20 protein-coding genes are annotated in these 22,656 nt (G+C 62.2%); 2 read left to right on the plus strand and 18 right to left on the minus strand.

Annotation, left to right across the window (positions count from 1 at the left end):
- Positions 1-154: 154 nt before the first annotated feature.
- The 10 genes from GNZ13_RS47660 to GNZ13_RS47705 all read right to left on the minus strand — a co-directional run bounded on the left by GNZ13_RS47660 (position 155) and on the right by GNZ13_RS47705 (position 12,946).
- Positions 155-3,766 carry a molybdopterin cofactor-binding domain-containing protein gene (locus GNZ13_RS47660; RefSeq protein WP_172177481.1) on the minus strand — a complete coding sequence of 1,204 codons (3,612 nt, stop codon included), beginning with the start codon at positions 3,764-3,766 and terminating at the stop codon, positions 155-157.
- The gene (locus GNZ13_RS47665; RefSeq protein WP_172177483.1) at positions 3,763-4,269 is read right to left on the minus strand and encodes a (2Fe-2S)-binding protein; all 507 of its coding nucleotides are present in this window, start codon (positions 4,267-4,269) and stop codon (positions 3,763-3,765) included. Before GNZ13_RS47665 ends, GNZ13_RS47660 begins: the two co-directional genes overlap by 4 nt.
- Positions 4,270-4,300: 31 nt before the next feature.
- Positions 4,301-5,500 (minus strand): amidohydrolase family protein, encoded by a 1,200-nt coding sequence (locus GNZ13_RS47670; RefSeq protein ID WP_172177485.1) that lies wholly within the window; start codon positions 5,498-5,500, stop codon positions 4,301-4,303.
- A 113-nt stretch (positions 5,501-5,613) separates the two neighbouring features.
- Positions 5,614-6,327, minus strand: a complete 714-nt coding sequence (locus tag GNZ13_RS47675) for an ABC transporter ATP-binding protein (RefSeq protein WP_172177487.1) — start codon at positions 6,325-6,327, stop codon at positions 5,614-5,616.
- Complete coding sequence (locus GNZ13_RS47680) at positions 6,324-7,133, minus strand: ABC transporter ATP-binding protein (RefSeq protein ID WP_172177489.1); 810 nt, start codon at positions 7,131-7,133, stop codon at positions 6,324-6,326. Before GNZ13_RS47680 ends, GNZ13_RS47675 begins: the two co-directional genes overlap by 4 nt.
- Complete coding sequence (locus tag GNZ13_RS47685) at positions 7,130-9,070, minus strand: ABC transporter permease (RefSeq protein ID WP_172177491.1); 1,941 nt, start codon at positions 9,068-9,070, stop codon at positions 7,130-7,132. Before GNZ13_RS47685 ends, GNZ13_RS47680 begins: the two co-directional genes overlap by 4 nt.
- Before the next feature lie 18 nt (positions 9,071-9,088).
- Entirely contained in the window at positions 9,089-9,673 is a 585-nt protein-coding gene (locus GNZ13_RS47690) for an amino acid synthesis family protein (protein ID WP_172177493.1), read from the minus strand.
- Between the two features lie 120 nt (positions 9,674-9,793).
- Entirely contained in the window at positions 9,794-10,384 is a 591-nt protein-coding gene (locus GNZ13_RS47695; protein WP_172177495.1) for an amino acid synthesis family protein, read from the minus strand.
- The gene (locus GNZ13_RS47700) at positions 10,360-11,298 is read right to left on the minus strand and encodes a UPF0280 family protein (protein WP_172177497.1); all 939 of its coding nucleotides are present in this window, start codon (positions 11,296-11,298) and stop codon (positions 10,360-10,362) included. Before GNZ13_RS47700 ends, GNZ13_RS47695 begins: the two co-directional genes overlap by 25 nt.
- 40 nt (positions 11,299-11,338) lie before the next feature.
- On the minus strand, positions 11,339-12,946 hold the full coding sequence (locus GNZ13_RS47705) for a 6-hydroxynicotinate reductase (protein ID WP_172177499.1): 1,608 nt from the start codon (positions 12,944-12,946) through the stop codon (positions 11,339-11,341).
- A gap of 403 nt (positions 12,947-13,349) precedes the next feature.
- On the opposite strand from GNZ13_RS47705, the gene GNZ13_RS47710 reads away from it, so the two are divergent.
- A complete protein-coding gene (locus GNZ13_RS47710; protein WP_172177501.1) occupies positions 13,350-14,051 on the plus strand; it encodes a TetR family transcriptional regulator in 702 nt (233 codons plus the stop codon).
- Positions 14,052-14,086: 35 nt separating this feature from the next.
- Here the strand turns inward: GNZ13_RS47710 and pcaC are convergent, their stop codons facing one another.
- Genes pcaC through GNZ13_RS47725 form a run of 3 tightly spaced genes read right to left on the minus strand, consistent with a single transcriptional unit; the run spans position 14,087 to position 16,655 of the window.
- The gene (gene pcaC, locus GNZ13_RS47715) at positions 14,087-14,482 is read right to left on the minus strand and encodes a 4-carboxymuconolactone decarboxylase (protein WP_172177503.1); all 396 of its coding nucleotides are present in this window, start codon (positions 14,480-14,482) and stop codon (positions 14,087-14,089) included.
- Positions 14,479-15,270 (minus strand): 3-oxoadipate enol-lactonase, encoded by a 792-nt coding sequence (gene pcaD, locus GNZ13_RS47720; RefSeq protein WP_172177505.1) that lies wholly within the window; start codon positions 15,268-15,270, stop codon positions 14,479-14,481. The genes pcaC and pcaD overlap by 4 nt, the downstream gene beginning before the upstream one ends.
- A gap of 5 nt (positions 15,271-15,275) precedes the next feature.
- Positions 15,276-16,655: a 3-carboxy-cis,cis-muconate cycloisomerase gene (locus GNZ13_RS47725; RefSeq protein ID WP_172177507.1), complete on the minus strand. Its 1,380-nt coding sequence runs from the start codon at positions 16,653-16,655 to the stop codon at positions 15,276-15,278.
- Between GNZ13_RS47725 and GNZ13_RS47730 the strand changes: the two genes are divergently transcribed.
- The gene (locus tag GNZ13_RS47730) at positions 16,654-16,893 is read left to right on the plus strand and encodes a hypothetical protein (protein ID WP_172177509.1); all 240 of its coding nucleotides are present in this window, start codon (positions 16,654-16,656) and stop codon (positions 16,891-16,893) included. The genes GNZ13_RS47725 and GNZ13_RS47730 overlap by 2 nt on opposite strands.
- A 156-nt stretch (positions 16,894-17,049) precedes the next feature.
- Here GNZ13_RS47730 and GNZ13_RS47735 read toward each other — a convergent pair whose 3' ends face one another.
- The 5 genes from GNZ13_RS47735 to GNZ13_RS47755 all read right to left on the minus strand — a co-directional run bounded on the left by GNZ13_RS47735 (position 17,050) and on the right by GNZ13_RS47755 (position 22,459).
- On the minus strand, positions 17,050-17,709 hold the full coding sequence (locus tag GNZ13_RS47735; protein WP_172177511.1) for a 3-oxoacid CoA-transferase subunit B: 660 nt from the start codon (positions 17,707-17,709) through the stop codon (positions 17,050-17,052).
- A gap of 10 nt (positions 17,710-17,719) precedes the next feature.
- The gene (locus GNZ13_RS47740; protein WP_172177513.1) at positions 17,720-18,424 is read right to left on the minus strand and encodes a 3-oxoacid CoA-transferase subunit A; all 705 of its coding nucleotides are present in this window, start codon (positions 18,422-18,424) and stop codon (positions 17,720-17,722) included.
- Between the two features lie 1,092 nt (positions 18,425-19,516).
- Entirely contained in the window at positions 19,517-20,569 is a 1,053-nt protein-coding gene (locus GNZ13_RS47745) for a Gfo/Idh/MocA family oxidoreductase (RefSeq protein WP_172178139.1), read from the minus strand.
- Entirely contained in the window at positions 20,569-21,585 is a 1,017-nt protein-coding gene (gene iolG, locus GNZ13_RS47750; RefSeq protein ID WP_172178103.1) for an inositol 2-dehydrogenase, read from the minus strand. Before iolG ends, GNZ13_RS47745 begins: the two co-directional genes overlap by 1 nt.
- Complete coding sequence (locus tag GNZ13_RS47755) at positions 21,578-22,459, minus strand: MurR/RpiR family transcriptional regulator (RefSeq protein ID WP_172178105.1); 882 nt, start codon at positions 22,457-22,459, stop codon at positions 21,578-21,580. Before GNZ13_RS47755 ends, iolG begins: the two co-directional genes overlap by 8 nt.
- Positions 22,460-22,656 lie beyond the last annotated feature (197 nt).

The following is a 22,656-nucleotide window of genomic DNA, read 5'->3' on the forward strand; positions in this document are numbered from 1 at the left end:
TTCGGCGAGCCGTGTTGCGAGCCGTGTCACGAGTTGTGCTGCAAGTGGTGTTGCGAGTTGTGTTGCAAGCCCTGTTGCGCGTTGTGCTGCAATCGGTGCTGCAAGTGAAGCTGCGAGTGAAGCTGCAAACCGTGCAGCAATACGTCTGGCAATTTCACTCCGCCCGCGGTGTCGCGCGGATTCTGGCGACGCTCGCCGTGACGTCCTGCCATGCCGGCTTGCCGCCGGCGAATTGCTGACGCAGGTATGACACAAGTTCGGCGACCTGGGCATCGTTGAAACTGTCGCGGTAAGCCGGCATCGTACCGAGTTCGGGGCGCGCAGGCGAGCCGATACCATCGAGAATCACACGAATCAGATTATCAGGCGTCGTGCTGTGCAGATTCGTGTTAAGCGCCAGCGAAGGATGCGCACCAAACAATTCCGGCCCGCTGCCAGTGTGATGACAGGCTGCACACGCGCCGTCGAAGAGACGTGCACCGAGCCCTGTCGTCGTACCCGCTATCGTGCTGGCCTGCTCGTATTGACGCGCCATCGCCACAGGATCTGCGTTGGCCTCCAGGGGATTCAAAGACGCCAGATACGTGGCCATCGCGCGAATATCGCTGTCGGGCAGCGCAGCCAGATCGCTGACGACCGGTGCCATCGGCCCGGCCGCGACGCCATGCAGCGGCGCGTGACCGTAGCGCATATAGCTGAACAGTTCGTCTTCGCTCCAGGGCACGGGTGCGTTTGAAAGCGTCGACAGCGCGGGCGCCTCCCACCCTTCCGCCATGCCGCCGCCCATGAATGCGGTGCCGGCTTTCTCGGCGCCGAATGCATTGCGCGGGGTATGGCACGCACTGCAATGGCCGAGGCCGTTCACGAGATACGCCCCGCGATTCCATTGCGCACTTTGCGTCGCGCTGGCGGTAAACGTATTGCGGCCAAGGAAGAGCCCGTTCCATGCAGCCATCAACGGACGCACGCTGAACGGATACGCGAGCTTCGTTTCCGGCGGACGGGAGCGCACTGGCGTTTGCGTCATCAGGTACGCGTAGAGCGCCTTCAGATCGTCGTCGGACGTGTTTTTGAACGACGTGTAGGGGAACACGGGATACAGACGATGCCCGTCGCGGCTGATACCTTGCCGCATCGCCCGCATGAATGCGTCGAGCGACCATGTGCCGATGCCCGTCAGTCCATCGGGCGTGATGTTGGTGCTGTAGACGGTGCCGAACGGCGTATCGAGCGGTTTGCCGCCCGCGTTCGGCACGCCGTTGTGCGCGGTATGGCAAACCGCGCAATTGCCCAGCGACGCAAGCAGTTTGCCGCGCGCCACCAATTCCGGCGCGAACGCGCTCGCTAGCGGTGGCGTAATCGGCGCAATCGCTTGCGGCGACATAGCCAGTGCGCCCAGCCAACCGGCCGCGCCCGCGGCGATTGCGCCGAGAAAACCGAACCGCCAGCGCTTCTTTTTGCGCGCAGCCGCCTCTTCCGCTTGCGCATCGGCGAGCGCGGCGCGAATCGTCTCGGGCGTGAACGGCGGCCTGCGAAAACGTACACCGGTCGCATCATACAGCGCGTTGGCGATCGCGGCGGCACCGGGCAGCGACGCCGATTCGCCTGTGCCCATCGGCGGCTCGCCGTGGCGCGGCATCATCACCACGTCGATCACCGGCACTTCACGGAACGTCAGGATCGGATACGCGCCCCACTCCTGACTCGTCACCGCGTTCTCGCCGAACGTCACGCGTTCTTTCAGCGCGCGGCTGGTGGCCTGGATCACATTGCCGTGTATCTGATGACGTACGCCGTCAGGATTCACCATGGTGCCGGTGTCCTGTCCGACCACCACGCGCGTCACGGCAAGCTCGCCGCTCTTGCGATTGACTTCGACGTCGGCGACCCACGCGGACCATGCGGCCCCGAAGCCGGGGAATTTGCTGTGCACGTATCGGGCGTAAGCGAAGCCTCTACCGCGCGCTATGTCACCATCTTCCTGAGCATCTTTCAAAGCGCTGGTACGAGGTTGCCAGCCGGCTTTCTCAGCCACTGCTTTGACGAGATCGATCGCACGCGGATCAGTGAGATGTTTCAGCCGAAACTCAACGGGATCGACGCCCGCTTCCGTTGCAAGTTCGTCGATGAAAGACTCATGCGCGAATGTGTTCGGCAAGGCGGACACGCCTCTTAGCCAGGATGCGCGCACGATCGGCGGCGTGTCGTCGCAGACAATGCGCATGGTCCGATAGTCGTACGGCGGCACGGACGTGCGGTCGCCCATTTCGAATACTTGCGGCTGTGCGGAGATCGTTCCGCTGAGCAGCAGCGCTAAAGTAGGGGCGTCGTTCGATGGATAGCGCGTCGCGAAATCGTATGCCGCGAGCTCGCCTTCTGCGCTTAAAGCGCCGCGCACGTCCATCAATTGCGCAGCGCCTTTGGGCTCCCATGCATGCTCGTCTTCGCGCGATAGTTGCACGCGCACCGGACTGCCGCTTGCGCGCGATAGCAGCGCGGCGTCGGCGGCGACATCGTCCGCGCAATTGCGGCCATAGCAACCCGCCGCGTCCATGCGCACGATTTCGATGTGCGCTTCATCCAGCGCCATCAACAAGGCGAGATCGGCACGCAACGAATGGGGATTCTGCGTGCCCGACCAGACTTTCAGCTTCGCATCCCGGTAGTCAGCCACCGCGCACGAGGGTCCAATCGACGCATGCATCTGAAACGGCCATACGTAGGTGCGTTCCAGCGTTCGAGCAGGGTCTTGCGCGAGGGCTGCGTCGATATCGCCCTCGATCACCAGATCGCGTCGTTTAGCCGGATTTGCTCTGAGCGCAGCTTCCACTTCCTCGCTGGTTTCGAGCGGCGGCAAACCCTCAACTGCTTTCCACTGCACGTTCAACCGCTTCACCGCCTGCTGCGCGATCTCTTCGCGCTCAGCAACGATGCCAACGAAATCGCGGATCACCACGACCTTGACGATGCCGGGCAAGTCACCGATAGAATTTTCATCAACATGCAGCAGGCTATTGCCAATGAACTCGCCCTGCGCGACACCCGCATAAGGCGGCCGTACGACGCGGCCGTGCAGCATGCCCGGCACGCGCACGTCGTGCACGAAACTCAATTCGCCCGTGGCCTTCGCGGGGATATCGACACGCGGCGAGCTCTTGCCGACGATCTTGTACGTGTCGGGCGATTTCAGAGGCGCATCGGTGGCGAGCGTTAATTCGATGCGCCGTCCGGTAATCAATTCGCCGTAAATCAAGCCTTTTGCAGTATCGTCGTCACGCTGAACGACCACACCGTCGCGCACGTCGAGTTGCTCTGCACTTAAGTTCAAACGCACCGCCGCTTCCGCCAGCAGAAACTGCCGCGCCTGCGCCGCCGCGTGCCGCAACGGCACGGCCGAAATCTGAATCGTGGCGCTCGCAATCGTGGGACCCTGATTCGGCGCTTCGTTCGTGTGTCCAAGCACGATCGATACACGCGTCAACGGCACGTCGAGTTCTTCCGCGACGATCTGCGCGAGCGCCGTGCCGATGCCGGTACCGAGATCGACGTGTCCGTTGAACGCGACCACCGTGCCGTCGTCGCGCACCACGAGAAACATGTCCGCTTCCGTCGGCATGAACGAGGACCGCGACCCTGGCTGCCCAACCGCGGCTCGCACCGGCGCTTGCGGCGGCCGCGTGACGATCAGCACATTCTGCGCGTCGTAGAGTTGCTGCCGCGACGGCGGCGCGGCCCGGCGATCGACGCTGAGATCCGGCCCGGTCATGCGCGCGCTCCCTGATCCAACACCGATTGCGCGGCGAGCAATTCAGCCGCGCGCTGCACCGCGCGCACGATCTCGACATGCGTGCCGCACCGGCAGAGGTTGCGCGATAATTCCCGCCGAATCGTCTCGACACTCGGATGCGGATCGCGATCGAGCAACGCTTTGGCGGTCATGATCATGCCGTTCAGGCAATAGCCGCACTGCGCGGCCTGTTCTTCGATAAAGGCCTGCTGCACCGGATGCAGCGCGGCACGCGTGCCCAGTCCTTCGAGCGTGGTGATCTCACGCCCCAATGCAACCTTCGCGGTCGTCACGCATGAACGCGTCGGCATGCCGTCGAGCAATACCGTACACGCACCGCATTCGCCGAGGCCGCAGCCGAATTTTGGACCGTTCAACGCGAGGTCGTTACGCAGCAGATAGAGCAGTGGCGTGTCGGCAGCGGCGCTGACAAGATGCGTCGCGCCGTTGACGTGCAGCGCAAGTGGCGCCGGGCGGTTCATGACAATGCCGGCCACGCCGTGCGGCGCGCGTTCACAGCACCACCGGCACTTCGGTCGCCGGTGGTGTATTGCGGCTGCGCCGGCAGCGGATCAAACCGTCGATCATCACCATGCCGACGCCGGGAATATCGCCGAGCTGCACGCTTTCCAGCAGGGTATCGGCGGCCGTGTGCTGCGCACGGTCCATGAAGACGAAGTCGGCAGGACGGCCTACTTCGATCAGACCCTGGCGCAAATTGCGTTGCCGCGCGGTGTTGCCGGTCGCGAAGCAGAAGGCGATCTCAGCGGGGATGTCGGCGAGGCTGGAGATCAGCGCGATCATCCGTAAAATGCCGAGCGGTTGCACGCCGGAACCCGCCGGGCTATCGGTGCCGAGAATGATCCGATGCGGACACTTCAATTCGATCGCATGACGTGCGGTGAGCAAGGCGATCCGCTCATTGCCGTTGTGAACGATCTCCAGCGCGCGGCTCGATTGCTCGCACAGATCGCATACGTGCCGATAGGAAAGCGACGTATGGCCGCCGTTGATGTGGCCGATCACGTCAGCGTCGGCGGCGAGCACCACGTCTCTATCGATCAGACCCGAGCCGGGAATCGACGGGCCGCCCGTGTGAATCGTGCTTTGAATGCCGTACTTGCGTGCCCACGCGACCATCTGCCCCGCTTCCTCGCCGCCTTTCACGCTGCCGAGACCCACTTCGCCGAGCAGCTTCACGCCCGCTTCCGAGAGCTCCTTGAAGTCTTCCTCGACCATGCCCTTCTCGATCACCGGCGCACCCGCCATGACTTTCACGCCGCCACCGACACCCGCGCCACGCATCCCTTCGAACGAGCGTTGAGCTGTAATAGCAAGCGCCTTTACGCCGATCACGTCTTTCGGACGACCAGGCAAATGCACTTCGCCGGCGGAGATCATCGTCGTCACGCCGCCGTTCAGATTCGATTCGATCCAGCCCATCTGATTCTGCCGCGGCGTCCAGTCGCCGAACACCGGATGCACGTGCGAATCGATCAGGCCCGGGGCGACCGTGGTGCCCTTGCAGTCGACGGTAGTCCGCGCACCTTCGAGGTCGCAATCCGCCTCCTTGCCGATCGCGAAGATCACGCCGTCGTCGATCACCAGCGTGTCAGCGTCGAGAATCGGCTGGTCGATGTCGCCGGATAACAGCAGACCGATGTTCGTTACGGCGACCTTGCCCGACAAGCCTGTCAACGTCTCTGCTGCCATCTGCCTCTCCTTTTGCAACGGTTTGCAACGGTTTGCAACGGTTTGCAACGGTTCGCAACGACTGCCCGGCGCCGCGTGTGTGCGTACCCTGCACGCCTCGTGCGCCGACGGAATCACACACTCAGATAAGCGCGCCTCACTGTTTCGTTCTTTGCGAGTTCGCCGATCGTGCCGCTAAAGCGGATCTGTCCTTTCTCGAGGACGTACGCGCGGTCGCTGACCAGCTCGGCGAAATGCAGGTTCTGTTCGGACAACAGAATCGAGAGCCCTTCGCGCTTGAGTTCGAGAATCATGTTCGCCATCTGCTCGACGATCACGGGCGCGACGCCCTCGGACGGTTCGTCGAGCAGCACCAGATACGGATTGCCCATCAGCGTGCGTGAGACGGTGAGCATTTGCTGCTCGCCGCCGCTCATCTGGCCGCCTGGGCGTTTCGGCATTTCGCCGAGATTGGGGAACAGGCGGAACAGCTTTTCCGGCGTCCATTGCGGCGCGCCTTCGCGCGGCGGTTGACGGCCGGTGTCGAGGTTTTCCATCACCGTCAGATCGGAGAACACGCGGCGGTCTTCGGGGACGAAACCCATGCCCATGCGTGCGATCCGATACGGCTGCAACGCCGTGATGTTTTGTCCGCGAAAACGCACTTCGCCCTGACGGCGCGGCAGCAACCCCATCACTGCTTTCATCGTCGTCGATTTGCCGGCGCCGTTGCGGCCCATCAGCGCGACCACTTCGCCGCGGCCGACTTCGAGGCCCACGTCGAACAGAATATGCGCGCGGCCATAGAACGCATTGAGGCCGGAGACTTTCAGCATCGGTTCGCTCATTGCAGCGCCCCTTGTCCTTGATGGCCGCCGGCCGCTTCGTGCAGCGGAGCGCGTGGCTGGAAGGTCTTGCCGGTGCCGAAATAGACTTCCTGCACGCGTGCGTCGTTGCGGATCGTTTCGGCGTCGCCCTCGGCGATCAGCTTGCCACGTGCGAGCACGATCATGCGATCGGCGTACGCGAATACAACGTCCATGCTGTGCTCGGTAAAGAGCACACCGATCTTGTGCTCGGTGACGAGACGCTTGGTCAGCGCCATCAGCGCGTTGCGCTCCTTTGGCGCCATGCCGGCAGTGGGCTCGTCCATCAGCAGCAACTTCGGCCGGTTTGCCAGCGCGATAGCGAGTTCTACGCGTTTGACGTCACCGTAGGCGAGCACGCCGCAGGCGCGGTTCGCGTCTGCGCCCATGCCGACTTGTTCGAGCAGCGTCATGGCTTCATCGGCATAGCGCGAGCCCGCAGGTTTCCACAGACCGAATGTCTTGCGTTCACGCGACACCAGGGCCATCTGCACGTTCTCGAGTACGGTCATCGAATTGAAGGTCGCGGCAATCTGAAACGTGCGGCCGACGCCCAGCCGCCAGATATCGCGTGGCCGCATGCCGACCAGTTCATGATCGTCGAGACGAATCGAGCCGGACGACGGCTGCAGTTGCCCGTTGACCATGTTGAAGCAGGTCGACTTGCCCGCGCCATTCGGACCCAGCAGGGCGAGCAGTTGACCGGCTTCAAGATCGAAGGAAACATCGTCGACCGCTTTCAGACCGCCGAACGACTTGGAGAGGCCGGACACGCGCAGCAAGCTCATAGCCCCTCCTTGATCGCCGTACTCCGTGATGGCGATGAGGCACGCTCTTCCGCCTTATCCACCGTATCGTCGCCAAAACGCTCACGAATGAAACCGACGATACCCTGCGGAAACGCGATCACCAGCAGCAGGATCGTGAAGCCCAGCAGCGCCTGCCAATAGTCGGTTTGCCTCGCGACGGTGTCCTGCAGCCACGTGAATACAGCGGCGCCGACGATCGGGCCAGTCAACGTCTGCAAGCCGCCCAGCAGCACCATCACGAGGCCATCCACCGAGCGGCTCACGCTGATCACCTCGGGTGAAATCGTCCCCTTGGAGAAGGCATAAAGCGATCCGGCGAGCCCGCAAAACAGCGACGCGACGACGAACGCCGCCCACTGCACGCGTTTCACGTCGATGCCGATCGCCTCGGCGCGCAGCACCGAATCGCGCGACGCCCGCATTGCATAGCCAAGCGGCGAGAACAGCATCTTGCGCAGCAGCCACACACCGATCACAGCGCAGACGAGCGTCAGATAGTAAAAAGCCACCGGCGACGACAACCAGTTCGACGGCCACAAGCCGAGAATGCCGTTACTGCCGCCCGTCACGTCGTCCCACTGGAACACGACCGACCAGACGATCTGCGCGAACGCGAGCGTCAGCATCGCGAGATAGACGCCTGAGAGGCGCACGCAAAACCAGCCGAACACGAGCGCGCCTGCCACTGCGAGCAAAGGCCCGAGCAGCAACGCGGCTTCCATCGGCAAATTGAGGACCTTGAGAAACAACGCGGCGCCGTAGGCGCCCAGGCCGAAGTACGCGGCGTGGCCGAACGAATGCATGCCGCCGGGGCCCATGATGAAATGCAGACTCGTTGCGAACAACACGGCGATCAGGATTTCAACCAGCAGCACAGGCATGTAGGGAAACGCATTGGCCGCAAGCGGCGCGAGTATCAGCACCAACAAAGCGATTGCCGCCAACCACTTCAGGCGTTTGCCCGCGGGCCTCAATGGCGCTTCAGGCGCAGCCATGCCACGCACCGCGGCGCTCGCCTTCCCTAGCAAGCCCCAAGGCCGCACCACCAGCACCACCGCCATCACGACAAATTCCGCAACGAGCGTAAAGCGGCTCAACGACAGATCGATACCGAACACCGATACATGCCCGATGCCGATACAGAGCGCCTTGATCTCGGCGATCAGCAGTGCCGCGACGAACGCGCCAGGAATCGACCCCATGCCGCCGACCACCACGACGACGAACGCATTGCCGATGGTCTCCAGATCCAGCGACAGATTCGCCGACATCCGCGGACCTTGCAGCGCACCGCCCAAACCAGCGAGAAACGCGCCGACGAAAAACACGCCGGTGAACAGCCACGCCTGATTGATACCGAGCGCGCCGAGCATCTCGCGATCCTGCGTCGCGGCGCGCACCAGCGTGCCCCAGCGGGTACGCGTCAACGCATACCAGAGCAGCAGCAACACCACCGGCCCGATCACGATCAGCGCAATATCGTAGGTCGGCAGCGGATGACCGAGAAAATCGACCGCGCCCGCCAGATGCGGCGCACGCGGTCCGAACAGGTCTTCCGGGCCCCACAGCCACAGCGCGGCGTCGCGAAAGATCAGCACCAGCGCGAATGTCGCCAGCAGGTGAAACAACTCGGGCGCGTGGTAGATGCGCCGTAACACGATCATTTCGACCAGCGCGCCGAGCACCGCAACCACCAGCGCGGCAGCCAGTACCGATAGCCAGAACCCACCCGCCGTATGGCCGAAACGGCTCGCGATGCTGTACGCGACATAGATGCCGAACATATAGAACGAGCCATGCGCGAAGTTGACGATGCGCGTCACGCCGAAGATCAACGACAAACCAGCGGCGACGAGAAACAGCGTCGACGCGTCGGCAAGTCCGTTGACCAGCTGTACCAGCAAATTCGAAAGCATCGCGACCCTTAAAATAACTCAGCGCAAACCGTCTTCGCCCTTGATCTCACTCACTTGCAAGCCGCCGACGCGCGGCAGCGGCCGGCCTGAAGCCGTCACCGCGACCGCCACGACGATTTCATTCGCGCGAGGCGCGTCCGACACCCGCGCCTCGATCGCGTCGAAATGACTGCGCACGAAGGCGGCGTCCTTGTGGCCTAGCGGCACGTCGATCGCGGTGCCGAGCGTGCCCATTTTTTTCGCCGACGGCACCAGCGCCGCGCCCTTTTCAACCGCAACTCGCAGCGGGGCGCCGAGCTTGGGGTGCAGGATCGCGGCCGCATGTTCGAGTTCGCCCGCTTCGCCGACGATTGCCGCCTTGCCATAGCTTTGCGCTTCGCCCGGTTTGATGCCTAGCGCTTCCACGCATTTGTTGCCGAGCAATGCGCCCAGTTCCTCGCCGGCTTCGATCAGCGCGTCCAGCTTGGGCTCGTAGCGACCCGCATACGGATTGTCGATCACCGCAATCGCGACTGCACGGCGTGTCGGCGGCTCGACGGCCTGCCCCATTTCAATGCGTGTTTCATCGACCTGCACGATCAGCTTGCGAAGCTTGATTGCCATTTCACTCTCCGGGTTTCGATGCGAGTTCTGCCTGATGGCCTCGGCTTATTGCTTCAGCGCATTGCATCAATTCAGTGCTTCAATTCAATACATAAGCGCATTGCGTGGATCAAGCGCCGTTCAGCGCAAGCCGTCCTTGCCCACAATCGCCTCTTTAGCAAGCCCGCCGACGCGCGCATGCACACGCTGGCCCGTGCTCATCACGAGGATATACACCAGTTCGTCCGCGGCTGGGGCACCCGGCACACGCACTTCGATCGCATCGAAATGGCTGCGCACGTAGCTCGCGTTGACATGCGTCAGCGGCACATCGAGCGCAGTGGAAGGCGCGCCGACTTTCTTGGTCGACGGCACGATCGCATTGGTCGGCACGCCGTTTTTCTCCAGCAATTCGCGCATCGCATAGCCACCGGGCACATGCCACAGCGCGCCATGCTCGAGTTCGCCACGCGAGCCGACGATTGCGCCTTTGCCGTAGCTTTCGATCGACGCATGCGGCACGGCCATCGCCGCCAGTAGCCGTTGCGCCATGTCGAAGCCGATCGGCTTGAGCGCTTCCATGGCGTGTTCGATTCTGGCTTCGTACCGGCCGGCGAACGGATTCGTCATCACCGCGGCAATCGCACCGCGCCGCAGCGGCTGCGCGAGTGCGGGGCCGAATTCGTGGAAAATGTCTTCGACGTGCGTCAGCACGCGGCGTATTTCGAACACGGAGCCTCCGTTGTTATTTCAGCGCGATTCCTGAACAACGCGCCTTGGCGATGAGTACCCGCCACACGCACCCGCCCTTGCAGGAACAGCGCGGCGCCTTCGATCAAACCTTGTTTTTGTAGACGCTGCGCGGCTTCGAAACCACGCGCCAGCGCGAAATCGATCAATGGTTGCGGCAAGGCCGGCACGTCGACGGTCACGAGCATGTCACCAAGATCGCTATCGTCCTTCAACGAGGAAGCCGGCCTGCGCACGATGCCCGCATGGTCCAGATTGACGGCGTTAGCGATCATCGTCGCGGCGGCATCGGCGGCGGCGGCGTTGCGGGCGAGCACGGTCACGCTGTCGGCGATGCCGAGGCTAAAGCTGCGCCCACGCCAGCCGCTTGTCGCGACGCCGCGAATCGGCATGGTAGCGTCAAGCGTCAGGTTTGCGTCCAAAGCTTGATCCCCTGACAGCCTCGTGCCGGAGAACACCGCCACATCAGCGAACACGCCCACGCGGTACTGCTGACCTTCGGTCAAATAGAGTGCGATGTCGCCGCCGTTGTTGATAAAGGCGCGCGATATGCCTTCACGCGCGAATGCCGTGATCAATTCGTCAGCGACGCTGCCTGCAACGGCCGCCATCGGCGTGATGTAACGCGAGCGGTGAGGATGACATGCACTCCACATGCGGCAGGCTACTGGACCTTTCAACGCACAATCGCTATGAGCCGCATTGCTCGGCACAGGCTGCCGAAGCAGTTTCAACTCGCCGACCAACTCAGGCAACACGTCAACAAAGCGCGCCCAGCAAACCGCGTAAGCAGCCTGCACCGCCGAGGGTTCGCCGTCCGCGCTAAGGATCAGATCGATCGGCCCATGCTGCCAATGCCAGCGGGCCGCGTCGAGCTGGGAGCGGGTTGCGTTCATTGTGTTCGTCGCTCTCGTCGCATCGGTCACGTTGTCGCCGTTAGCCGAGCATCGGCGGCATGGCGGGCGGCCACGGGTTGTCCGGATTACGCGCCAAAGTTCTGCGCGCGAGCGGCGCCCCTTCCGTATGCTCCGGCCCGTTCGCCAGTACGCTTGCCAGCGAACGCACCGCGTCGAGATGGCCGCCGAGATCGCGATATGCGTCATACGTCATGGTGAATTCAATCGGCGCGACGATCGCGGGCGTCGGCACAGTGCCAAATGATCGATCGGGCATACGCGAAACATCCACCATTACGGTGATGCCGCCACCCGGCCACACATAGGCGGGCGCCCCGCCACATGTTACGTTGACCAGTTTCTGTTTGATAGCGCGTGTGAGCAGCACCGGATTCTCCGTTGCTCCCGCTCGCAAACTGCCGCCCGCGCCGCCGAGAAACAACACCGTCGCGAGCGAAGGCTCGCAGTTCTCGCCGATCCGTTCGACCGTGCGGCGCACGGCATTCGGCATGGTTGCGATACGCGGCACGAGGTCCTGATCGAGTTCGTACCACTGCGCGTGTTCGCCGGTGGTCGACACCATCAGCAAGCGCATGCCTGGTTTCGCCACGGCGGGATCGAAGCCTTCGACAATCGCCAGCGGGTCCTGAATGTCGGTGCCGCCCCAACCGGTGCCGGGATTCGCGACCTGGAAATAGCGGCCCGGGGTCGATTTGCGTCCGCGAATCTTCAGACCTGAGCGCGTCATGCCGAGGCAGCGGCCCGCCTGATGTTCAGTGAGCACGCCGGTGATGTGATCGTCGACCACCACTACCTCGTCCGCGTGGCCGAACCATTGCTTCGCAAAAATGCCGATGGTGGCCGACCCACAGCCCACCCGCATACGCTGCTCTTCGACGCCGTCGACAATCGGCGCCGCGCCCGCTCGAATCACCAGACTTGCACCGCCGTCGATGGCCAACTCCACCGCTTCCTTGTTGCCAAGCGCGAGCATCATGTCGCACGTCACGCGGCCTTCCTTCTTGCTGCCGCCGGTCAAATGATGGACACCGCCGAGGCTCAGCATCTGCGAGCCGTACTCCGCCGTCGTCACATGGCCGACGATCTCGCCGTGGCAACGCACGTTCGATTGCTCCGGCCCGAGAAAGCGGTCGGTATCGATCTTCACCTTGAAACTGCAATAGCTGAAAATGCCCTCGGTGACGACGGTGATCATGTCGACGTCATCGAGCTTCGAGGAAACGATGAAAGGCGCGGGCTTGTAGTCAGGATACGTGGACGATGCGCCAATGCCGGTGACGAAGAGTGCCTGTTCCGCAACAGGATCGTGTACTTCGGACGATGCACCAAATTCGACCGTAGCCTCCGCGCTGCCTGTGATCGCTTCGGGCGAACCCGCAGCGCGCGACAGAAACACCACAGGGTCCACGCGAATCAGCCGCCCATCCGCATTCGCATAACGATCGCATGCGCCAGTGCGGCCTTCCGATATCTGGCACAACACCGGGCACGCATTGCATTCAATCTTGTTCGACGCCATCCGCTCGCTGCGCGGCATCGCTTTCTCGAGCACGGTCGGACCTGGCGTCGAGGCGGTTTCGCCGTCGACGCTGTCCGCACCGAAATCGACCTTCGTATGTTCTGTCATGGTGGGGTTCCCATACGACGACATTACAATCGGTCCTGCCCGGCTGACGAATAACCCCTGTTTAAAGGGACTTTCGCGTGATCCGCATTTTTCCATGTTGCGGTCACTCACCGTTCGTGTAGTATCCGCTACACCAAACTTGCTTGAAATCTACTCGATCAAAATAGACTGCGCAATGAGTTTCCCGGCGAACATCTGAATGCTGCGGCGCGGCATCGCCGCATGAATCACGGTTCAATCTACGCCGAAGCACGTGATCGCGCCGGGCATTTCGTCGCGCGTAATATGGGCTGTATGATGAAGGCGCGCCGTGCTCAAGCGCACCTAAGCGCACCTAAGCGTGCTTTAGCGGCTACGGCGCATGCCGTTCAACCCGACGCTAACAAAGAGATCCGAGACCGCCATGAGTCCCACTGCCGCCCGCAAGCCGGGCGCTATCGGCATCCGAGCGAAACAGGCGCAAGACACGCGCGCCAAGATTCTCAAAGCGGCAATCAAGGTCTTTGCAAAGCAAGGCTTTGCAAGCGGCCGAGTCGAAAGTATTTCGAAGGCCGCGCGTTCGCACGACCGGATGATCTATTACTACTTCGGCAGCAAGGAACAGTTGTTTGTCGAAGTGCTGGAGACGATCTACACGCAGTTCAACGAGGCCGAAAGCAAGCTCGATCTCGATCTGGACGATCCCGTGCATGGCCTCGAACAGATGGTCGAATTCGTCTGGCAGTACTACCTCGATCATCCCGAGTTCGTCACGCTGCTGTCGAGCGAGAATCTGCACCAAGGCAAGCACGCGAAGAAATCGTCAAAGCTAAAGGAGATTTCGGGCTATGCGATTTCGGTTGTGCAGAAGTTATTGGACGCAGGCAAGGCGCAAAACGTCTTTCGTGCCGACATCAAAGCGCGTGATGTGTACCTGATGATCGCGTCGCTCGGTTATTTCTATAACGCCAATCAGTACACCCTGGGTGCGTTTCTCGGTGAGCCGCTGATGGAAAAAGACGCACTCGCGCATTGGCGCGAGGTCATCAAGGATACGGTGTTGCGCGCGGTGCGCTTGCAGTTGCCGGCTGAAACTGCAGTGATAAACGAGAGCAGGATTGCCTGAAGCGTATTTCGTCTGACGTACGCTTCAGGGCGTCGTTACGGCTTTGCCGCTGCGGCGTCGTCTTCGCGGAACAGTTTATCGGCTAGGTGGAACGCCGAATTGGCCGCCGGCACGCCGCAATAGATCGCGGTTTGCAGCAACACTTCCTTGATCTGATCGCGCGTCACGCCGTTGTTTTTCGCGGCGCGCAAATGCAATGCGAGTTCTTCGCTGCGATTGAGCGCGACCATCATGGCGATGGTTAGCAGGCTGCGAGTGTGACGCGGCAAGCCTTCGCGCGTCCAGATTTCGCCCCATGCATAGCGGGTGATCAGATTCTGGAACTCTTCGGTCAACTCAGTGCGATTCGCGAGCGACCGGTCGACGTGCGCGCCGCCCAGCACCGCGCGGCGCACACCGAGTCCGGCTTCGTAGCGGTCTTCGTCGTTCATTTCTGCTCCGTCAGGAAGTCGAGCACGGTCTTCGTGAAGGCCTCGGCTTTCTCGATGTTGGAAATATGCGAGGCGTCCAGTTCGACATAACGCGCGCCCGGAATCGCTTGCGCCAGTTCGCGGCCTTGTGCCGGCGTCGCGGCCAGATCGTGCGTGCCGCTGATCACCAGCGCCGGCACCTTGATGCCGGGGGTTTCAGGGCGCAGATCGGTTGCGTCGATAGCGTCGCAATTGGATGCGTAGCCTTCCTTGTCCGTATGCACGAACACGTCGCGGATCATGGCAAACACCACCGATTCGCGTTCGATAAAGTCGGCGGTGAACCAGCGCGGCAGAACCACATCGGCCAGCGCGAGCATGCCTTCAGTGCGGGCTCGTGCGGCGCGCGGCACCCACACTTCCGGCGAACCGATGCGTGCTGCCGTATTGGACAGCACGACACGTTCGAGACGGTTCGCGTGACGCGCGGCCAACGCGACGCCGGTGAGGCCGCCCATCGACACGCCGCAGAAATTCGCACGCGAGATCTTCAGCGTGTCCATCAGGCCGAGCACGTCGCCGGTCAGTTGTTCGATCGTGTACGGGCCTTTCGGCGCTTCCGAGTGACCATGACCGCGCGTGTCGTAGCGCAGCACGCGGAAGTGTTTAGACAGCGCCGCGACTTGCGGCGTCCACATCGACAGATCGCTGCCGAGCGAATTCGACAAAACGATCCACGGCGCATTGCCGTGACGGTCACCGTCGATTCGATAATGAAGCTCGGTACCGTTGACTGCGGCGTAGGGCATGCCGGTTACTCCTTGGAAGTGGCGCGCTTGGCGCGCGTGTGATGAAGTGCCAGCGCGGCGTCCACATAAGCGTGCGCCTGGCCGACGTATTGAGCGGGATCGAGCAGTTGCTTCAGGCGCTCGAGCGAAAGATGTTCGGTCACGGCGGGGTCCGCCGAGAGCACGTCGAAGAGTGTCTTGCGCTCGGCGATTGCCGCTTTCGAAGCGCGCTCAACCAGATGGTGCGCATCGAGCCGGCCGATGCTGTCGCCGAGCGCGAGCATCACTGCTTCGCCGAGAATCAATCCGTGCGTGACGTCGAGATTAGCGGCGAGACGCGGCACATTCACGTTCAGCCCCACGGCAATCTGTTCGATGTTGGCGAGTGCACCGCCTGCGAGGCGCGCGAGATCCGGCAACGCGTCCCACTCGGCTTGCCAGCCGCCGAGCGCGCGCTCGTGCTCCTGCACCATGCCGGCGAACACCGTGGCCACCAGCCCCGGCGCGCGCGTCGCGGCCGTCAGCACCGCAGCGCAGCCGACCGGGTTGCGCTTGTGCGGCATCGTCGAGGAACCGCCCTTGCCTGCCGCGGCGGGCTCGGCCAGTTCGTCGATTTCGGTTTGCATTTGCAAGGAAATATCGCGCGCGATTTTGCCGAGCGTGCCGATCAGCATGCCGAATAACGACGCTGTTTCGGCGATGCGATCGCGCTGCGTGTGCCACGGCAAGGTGGGCACTGCGAGCTTGAGTTCTTGAGCCAGCGATTGCGTGACTTGTGGCGCCGCGTCGCGCAGGCTCGCCAACGTGCCGGCCGCGCCGCCGAATTGCAGCACCAGCACACGCGCACGCAACGCATCGAGCCGATCGCGATGACGCAGCAACGCGTCGAGCCATTGCGCGAATTTCAGGCCGAGCGTAATGGGCAGCGCCTGTTGCAACCAGGTGCGGCCGATCATCGGCGTCGCGCGATGGGTGGCTGCGAGTTTCGCCACTGCGTCGCACGTGGCTTGCAAGCCGCTGTCGAGCAGATCGAAGGTGTCGCGCAATTGCAGCACCGTCGCCGTATCGATGATGTCCTGGCTCGTCGCGCCCCAATGGACGTATTTCGACGCTTCCGCATCCGCCGCTTTGACGCGCGCGGTGAGTTGTTTGACGAGGGGAATCGCGAGGTTGCCGCCGAGCGCCGCGTCGCGCGCAAGTGCGTCGGCGTCGAGTTGATCGGCCTGGCAGGCGCTCTCGATCGCGGCCACGGCGCTGTGCGGAATCACGTTGTGGGCGGCCGAAGCGCGCGCGAGCGCTGCTTCGACATCGAGCATCCCTTGCAGCGTGGCGCGCGGCGCCCAGATGTCGTTCATCGGCTGTGTGCCGCAAAGAAGGCCGGTCAGACGGGCGCTGGAGTCGAGCATGATGGCGTCGATGAGGGAATCGGAAGTGAAGGTTTCGCCGGAACTGTCTGGACGCGCTGCGAGGCGCATCCCGGCGCGCTATCTATCGAGAGCGTACCGCACACGGCGTTGCGGCGCATTGTGCTCCGAACATCGCCGCGACGGTGGGCCGGATGCGCCGTGCGCCGAACATCGCCGCGACAGGGGGCCGGACGTGTCGTATGTGCCGCATACGCCACATGTGCTGTATATACGGTAGGCGCGGTGATGTCGGGTGACACGCAGGAAGCGTGCCTCATGCGCGCTCCGGACAATGGCGGCGGGACGCTAGCGCGGCGTGCGCGTTTCGCTTGCCTCGCCAGCATTTCGGCTTCGCTGCAAGGCAAGCGCAGACGCCTGCCACGTCCGTCTGTACTTAGGCCGCGCGAGCCGCTTGCGTGCCGTCGATCAGCGGCACGCCGGTCAGTTTGTGCAGCGCATCGAAGTCGATGTCCGAGAAGATCTCGCGCACCACGAGGCCCTTGTCGGTGACGTCGATCATCGCCAGGTCCGTATAGATGCGGTTGACGCAGTTCACGCCCGTGACCGGGTACGTGCATTCCGCCGCGATCTTGCTTTCGCCCTGCTTGGTCAGGTGCTCCATCATCACGTAGACCTGCTTCGCGCCGATTGCGAGATCCATGGCGCCGCCGACTGCCGGAATCGCGTCGGGCGCGCCGGTGTGCCAGTTCGCCAGATCGCCGTTCGCCGACACCTGGAACGCACCGAGCACGCAGAAATCCAGATGGCCGCCGCGCATCATCGCGAACGAATCCGCGTGATGGAAGTAGGCACCGCCCGTGAGCAGCGTGACGTGCTGCTTGCCGGCGTTGATCAGTTCGTCGTCTTCCTCGCCCTTTGCGGGTGCCGGGCCCATGCCGAGCAAGCCGTTTTCGCTATGCAGGAAGATTTCCTTGTCGGCAGCGAGGTGGTTGGCCACCAGCGTGGGCACGCCGATGCCGAGGTTCACGAAAGCGCCTTCAGGGATATCCTGGGCAACGCGCTTGGCCATTTCATCGCGGGTCAGTTTTTTCATGTCGGTCTCCTCAGGCGGCGGTCGCGGATGCAAGCTCGGCTTGATGCGCAGCTTGCGGCACTTCGATCACGCGTTGCACGAAGATGCCAGGCGTGACGATATTTTCCGGATCAAGCTCACCGAGCGGCACCACTTTCGACACCTGCGCGATGGCCGTTTTCGCCGCGCTCGCCATGATCGGGCCGAAGTTGCGCGCGGTCTTGCGATAGACCAGATTGCCCCAGCGGTCGCCCTTGAACGCCTTGATCAGCGCGAAGTCTGCATGCAGCGGCGATTCCAGCACGTAATGCTTGCCGTCAATCAGACGGGTTTCCTTGCCTTCGGCGAGCTTGGTGCCAAAACCGGTGGGCGTGAAGAACCCGCCGATGCCCGCGCCTGCTGCGCGAATACGTTCCGCGAGGTTGCCTTGCGGCACCAGTTCGAGTTCGATTTCGCCGGCGCGATAGAGCGCGTCGAACACATACGAATCGGTTTGGCGCGGGAACGAGCAGATGACCTTGCGCACGCGTTTGGCTTTGAGCAGCGCCGCGAGGCCGATGTCACCGTTACCGGCGTTGTTGTTGACGATGGTGAGTTCGCGCGCGCCTTGTTCGATGAGCGCGTCGATCAGCTCGGACGGCATGCCGGCTGTGCCGAAGCCGCCGATCATGACGGTCGCGCCGTCGTTGACATCGGCGACCGCCGATTGAAGTGACTCGAAAATCTTGTTGATCATGTCGAATTTCCTTTTGCGGCGCTGCGTACCGATAGGCTTTTTGCCTTTGCAGGCGCGGGCTTGTGCGGGACGGTCTCCGGGCCTGTTGCTGGCGGCGGCTCGCTGGGTGGAGATGCGGGCTGGCGCCTTTGGTTTGTTCGTTGTCGATTTGTTCTGTATGCGAACATGGATTCGATTAGCGAACGGTTAGGCGATTATGGTTGCCCTCCGGGCGGGTTGTCAAGGCAGGGGATTTCCCTTAATCATAGGTTTTTGCCTGCCCGGCAGGGGTCTTTGTTGGCTGGTTGCCTGCTCGGCGTTTTTTTGTCTGTTTGCCTGCGGCGTTGGGCTTTCGTTGGTTTGTTTGCCTGCTCGGCGCTTTGTGTCTGTGCGCCTGCGGCGTTGGCCTTTCCTTGATTTGATATTGGTTTATTAGCGTTCGCCCCTGTGCGGGGCAGGCACTTACTTTCTTTGCCGCCGCAAAGAAAGTAAGCAAAGAAAGCGGCTCCAACCGCTAATTCTTAAGCGGGTCCCCTGGCTTGGAGTGGGTAGTGGTGCATCTGGAATCCGCGTCCTCGCACATTCGGCGTGAGTGACAAAGGGCTCATCAGCTCCCACTCCGCACTGCGTGCGTCGCGGATGGGTCTGCCAGGGAAACCTGGGGCTTCGGTTGGGCGTGGTGGGGGCCATCGGCTTCGCCTCGGCGAGACACCTAGGCATTCAGAAGAGACGTTCCGCGAGCGGCCGCGGTGCCGATCAAAATGCGAGAGCGCAAGCGCGGAGATCGGTTTGGTGAAGTACGCGTCGGCGCGCGCAGCGCCGCCGGAAGTATGACTGCCTTGTCACTCACGTCGAATGTGCGAGAACACAGATTCCAGATGCTCCACTGCCTCCTCCAAGCCAGGGGACCCGCTTAAGAATTAGCGGTTGGAGCCGCTTTCTTTGCTTACTTTCTTTGCGGCGGCAAAGAAAGTAAGTGCCTGCCCCGCACAGGGGCGACGCTAATAGACCACTAACAAATCAAGGAAAGGCCAACACCGCACGCACACAACCAAAACCGCGACGCAGGCAAAAAAACCCACGCAAAACCCACCGCCGCAGGCCCCACCCCTACTACAAAACAACAGCCTCCCCGCTCTGCAGCGACTGCCGCAACGCCATGCCGATCCGCGTAGCTTCGAGCGCATCGGCCAGCGTGGCCCCCACTTGCGCGCCAGTGCGAGTGCCAGCCCCACCCCCGCCCTGCACAGCGGCAACAAACGCCCTTGCCTCATGCAAAAACGCATCCTCGAACCGATCGAAGAAACTCGGCGTACATTCATTTCGAATGCCCGAAGCATCATAAATCTCAACGCGATTCGCACGCGGATTGTGCCCAATGGCCAACGCACCCGCCGTACCGATCACTTCGCTATGCGTATCATTTCCATGCGCCTGCGTGCGCGACGCATAAAACATCGCGAGCTTGCCGTCCTCGAATTCGCAGATCGCCACACCATTATCGACGTCGCCGAATTCACGCAGCCCCTCATGCAACGCAACCGCCCCCGCCGCAAACACGCGTTTGGCCCGCGGCTTACCGAGCAGCCAGCGCGCGACATCGATATCGTGCACGGTGCAGTCCAGAAAGATCCCCCCGGAAGTAGCAGCAAAACGCACGAAGAAACCATCGTCGTCGTTCTTGTCGGTGGTCTGCGAGCGCACAAGGAACGGCCGGCCAATCGCACCAGACTCGATCTTGCCGAACGCATCCTTATAGCTCGGATCGAAACGCCGCATGAAGCCGATGGTCGCCTGCAGATGCGGATAGCGCGCAGCTTCAGCCAATACGCGCTCGCACTCGGCGAGATCCAGCGACAACGGCTTCTCGCAGAACACATGTTTGCCGGCGCGCAACGCATCGATAATCTGCTGCGCGTGCAACGACGACGGCGTGACGAGCCACACCGCGTCCACGTCGCGATCGGCGAGCAGGTCCGCATAATCGTCGTAAAGACGCGGTTCGGGCAACGCCTCGCGCGCCCATGCCCGCTCCTCCTCCACCGGACTGCAAGCGGCCACGAGCGCCGCACCCGGCACGCGATACGCCAGATTTTCCGCGTGCCGCTTGCCCAAACGCCCCAAGCCGACCACACCCAAACGAAGCCGCCCGTTAGCCGCCTTCATCATGATGCCTCGCCGAGTTTCACAGCACGACCCTCGCGCCACGAACGCGTCGCGGCGTCGGCGAGTTCGAGCGCTTTCAGGCCGTCGGCGACGGTGGTTCGCACCGGCTTGCCGTGCGCGACCGCATCGAAGAAATGCGCGATTTCCAAGGCGTACGCCGCGCGATAACGCTCGAGGAAAAACGCCTCGGGCACGTCGCTCGACACTTCAGTTCGCGAATACGCAGTGACCTCAGTGGGCCGCACATTGCCCGCCTGCAGCATGCCGGTGCTGCCGAGCACCTCGAAACGCTGGTCGTACCCATAGGCCGCACGCCGCGCGGTATTGATCTGGCAAAGGCGGCCGCGCTTCGTGCGAATCGTCACGGCGGTCGAATCGATATCGCCCGCTTCGGCAATCGCCGGATCGGAAAGGCAACTGCCGGTGGCGTGCAGCGTGTCGGCTTCGTCGTCGAGAATCCAGCGGAAAATGTCGAAGTCGTGAATCAGCATGTCCTTGAAAATGCCGCCCGAGTGCTTGATGTACTCGACCGGCGGTGCGCCAGGATCGCGGCTCGTCACCACCAGCATTTCCGGCGTGCCGATTTCGCCCGCATCGATGCGCGCTTTCAACGCGGAGAAGGTCGGGTCGAAGCGGCGCTGAAAGCCGATCATGCAAACCACGCCCGCACGCTCGACCGCCTCGGCGCAGGCACGCGCCCGCTCCAAAGTCAGGTCCACCGGCTTCTCACAGAACACATGCTTCTTCTGCGCGGCCGACTTCATGATCAGATCCGCGTGCGTGTCCGTGCTAGAACAGATCACCGTCGCGCCGATCGACGCATCACCCATCGCGCCGTCGATATCCGCAACCTGCGCACCATGCTCGGCGGCGAGCGCCGCAGCCACCTCGCGATTCACATCGACCACATACTTGAGCCGCACGCCCGGTTGCCGCGCCAGATTCGCCGCATGAATCTTGCCGATCCGTCCCGCACCGAATACCGCTACGTCGATCGTCTTTCCCGCGTCAGTCATCGTATCCTCCAGTGTCTTTGGATTCTTCAACGTTCAGTTCGAGCTTGTACGCGAGCGCGATGAACAACGCCTGGCACAAACAGATCGTGCTGGTCAGCGAGCGGAACGCAAACGCGCTGCCCTCTTTCACATACAGTTGGGTGGTGGCGTAACGCGCCAGCGGGGAAAGTTGGCTATCCGTAATAACCAGTGTCTTCGCCTGGTGATGATGCGCAACACGCAGGCAATACTGCGTTTCCTTGCCATAGGGCGCAAAGCTGATCGCGATCACCACGTCGCCCTTCTTCACGCTGCGAATCTGTTCGCGGTACATGCCGCCGAAACCGGATACGAGATGCACGCGCTTCGGGGTGTGCTGCAGCGCGTAGACGATATAGCTCGCCACCGGAAACGAACGCCGCACGCCGACCACGTAGATGTTGTCCGCCTGCTGCAGCATGTTCACAGCGGCATCGAACTGCTGGTCGTCGAGACCTGCTTCGAGTTCTTCAAGACCGCCGCGTGAGGCCGCGATGAATTCACGCGCCACTGCGCCACCGGATAAGGCGCCGGGCTTCTCGTCAATCAGCTTGCGAATCCTCTGCTGATAGCTCGGCGACGAGGTGCCCTGGCCCGTATAAGCCTGCCGGAACACTGCCTGTAAATCCGAGAAGCCGGAAAAGCCGAAACGCTGCGCAAAACGCACCACCGCGGACGGGTGCACGCCGCAGCTCGCGGCGATATCGCTGGTGCGATCCACCATCACGCTCGAGCGATGCTGCTCGATATAAGTCGCCACGTTCTTCAATTGACGCGGCAACGCCTCGTAGTTTTCCGCGATGCGCTGCATCAATTCTTCGACGCTCGGCAAGTCTTCGGTGCTCTCTTCCGCCATGGCTCTCTCTTCGTTGCTTTATTGCAGCGCGCAAGGCGCTTCCAGCGCCCCACACACAGCATCCTGACGCTGCCGATTATAGGTAGGCGCCCCATCAAATGGAATGTATTTTCCATTTTTATTTGTCATGAAATTTTCATTGCAACGCTTCGGAAGATGGCCTAATCTTGATCGTGAGCGATGACGCATCGGCTGAT

The organism is Paraburkholderia elongata, from assembly GCF_013177735.1.
GTDB lineage: Bacteria > Pseudomonadota > Gammaproteobacteria > Burkholderiales > Burkholderiaceae > Paraburkholderia > Paraburkholderia elongata.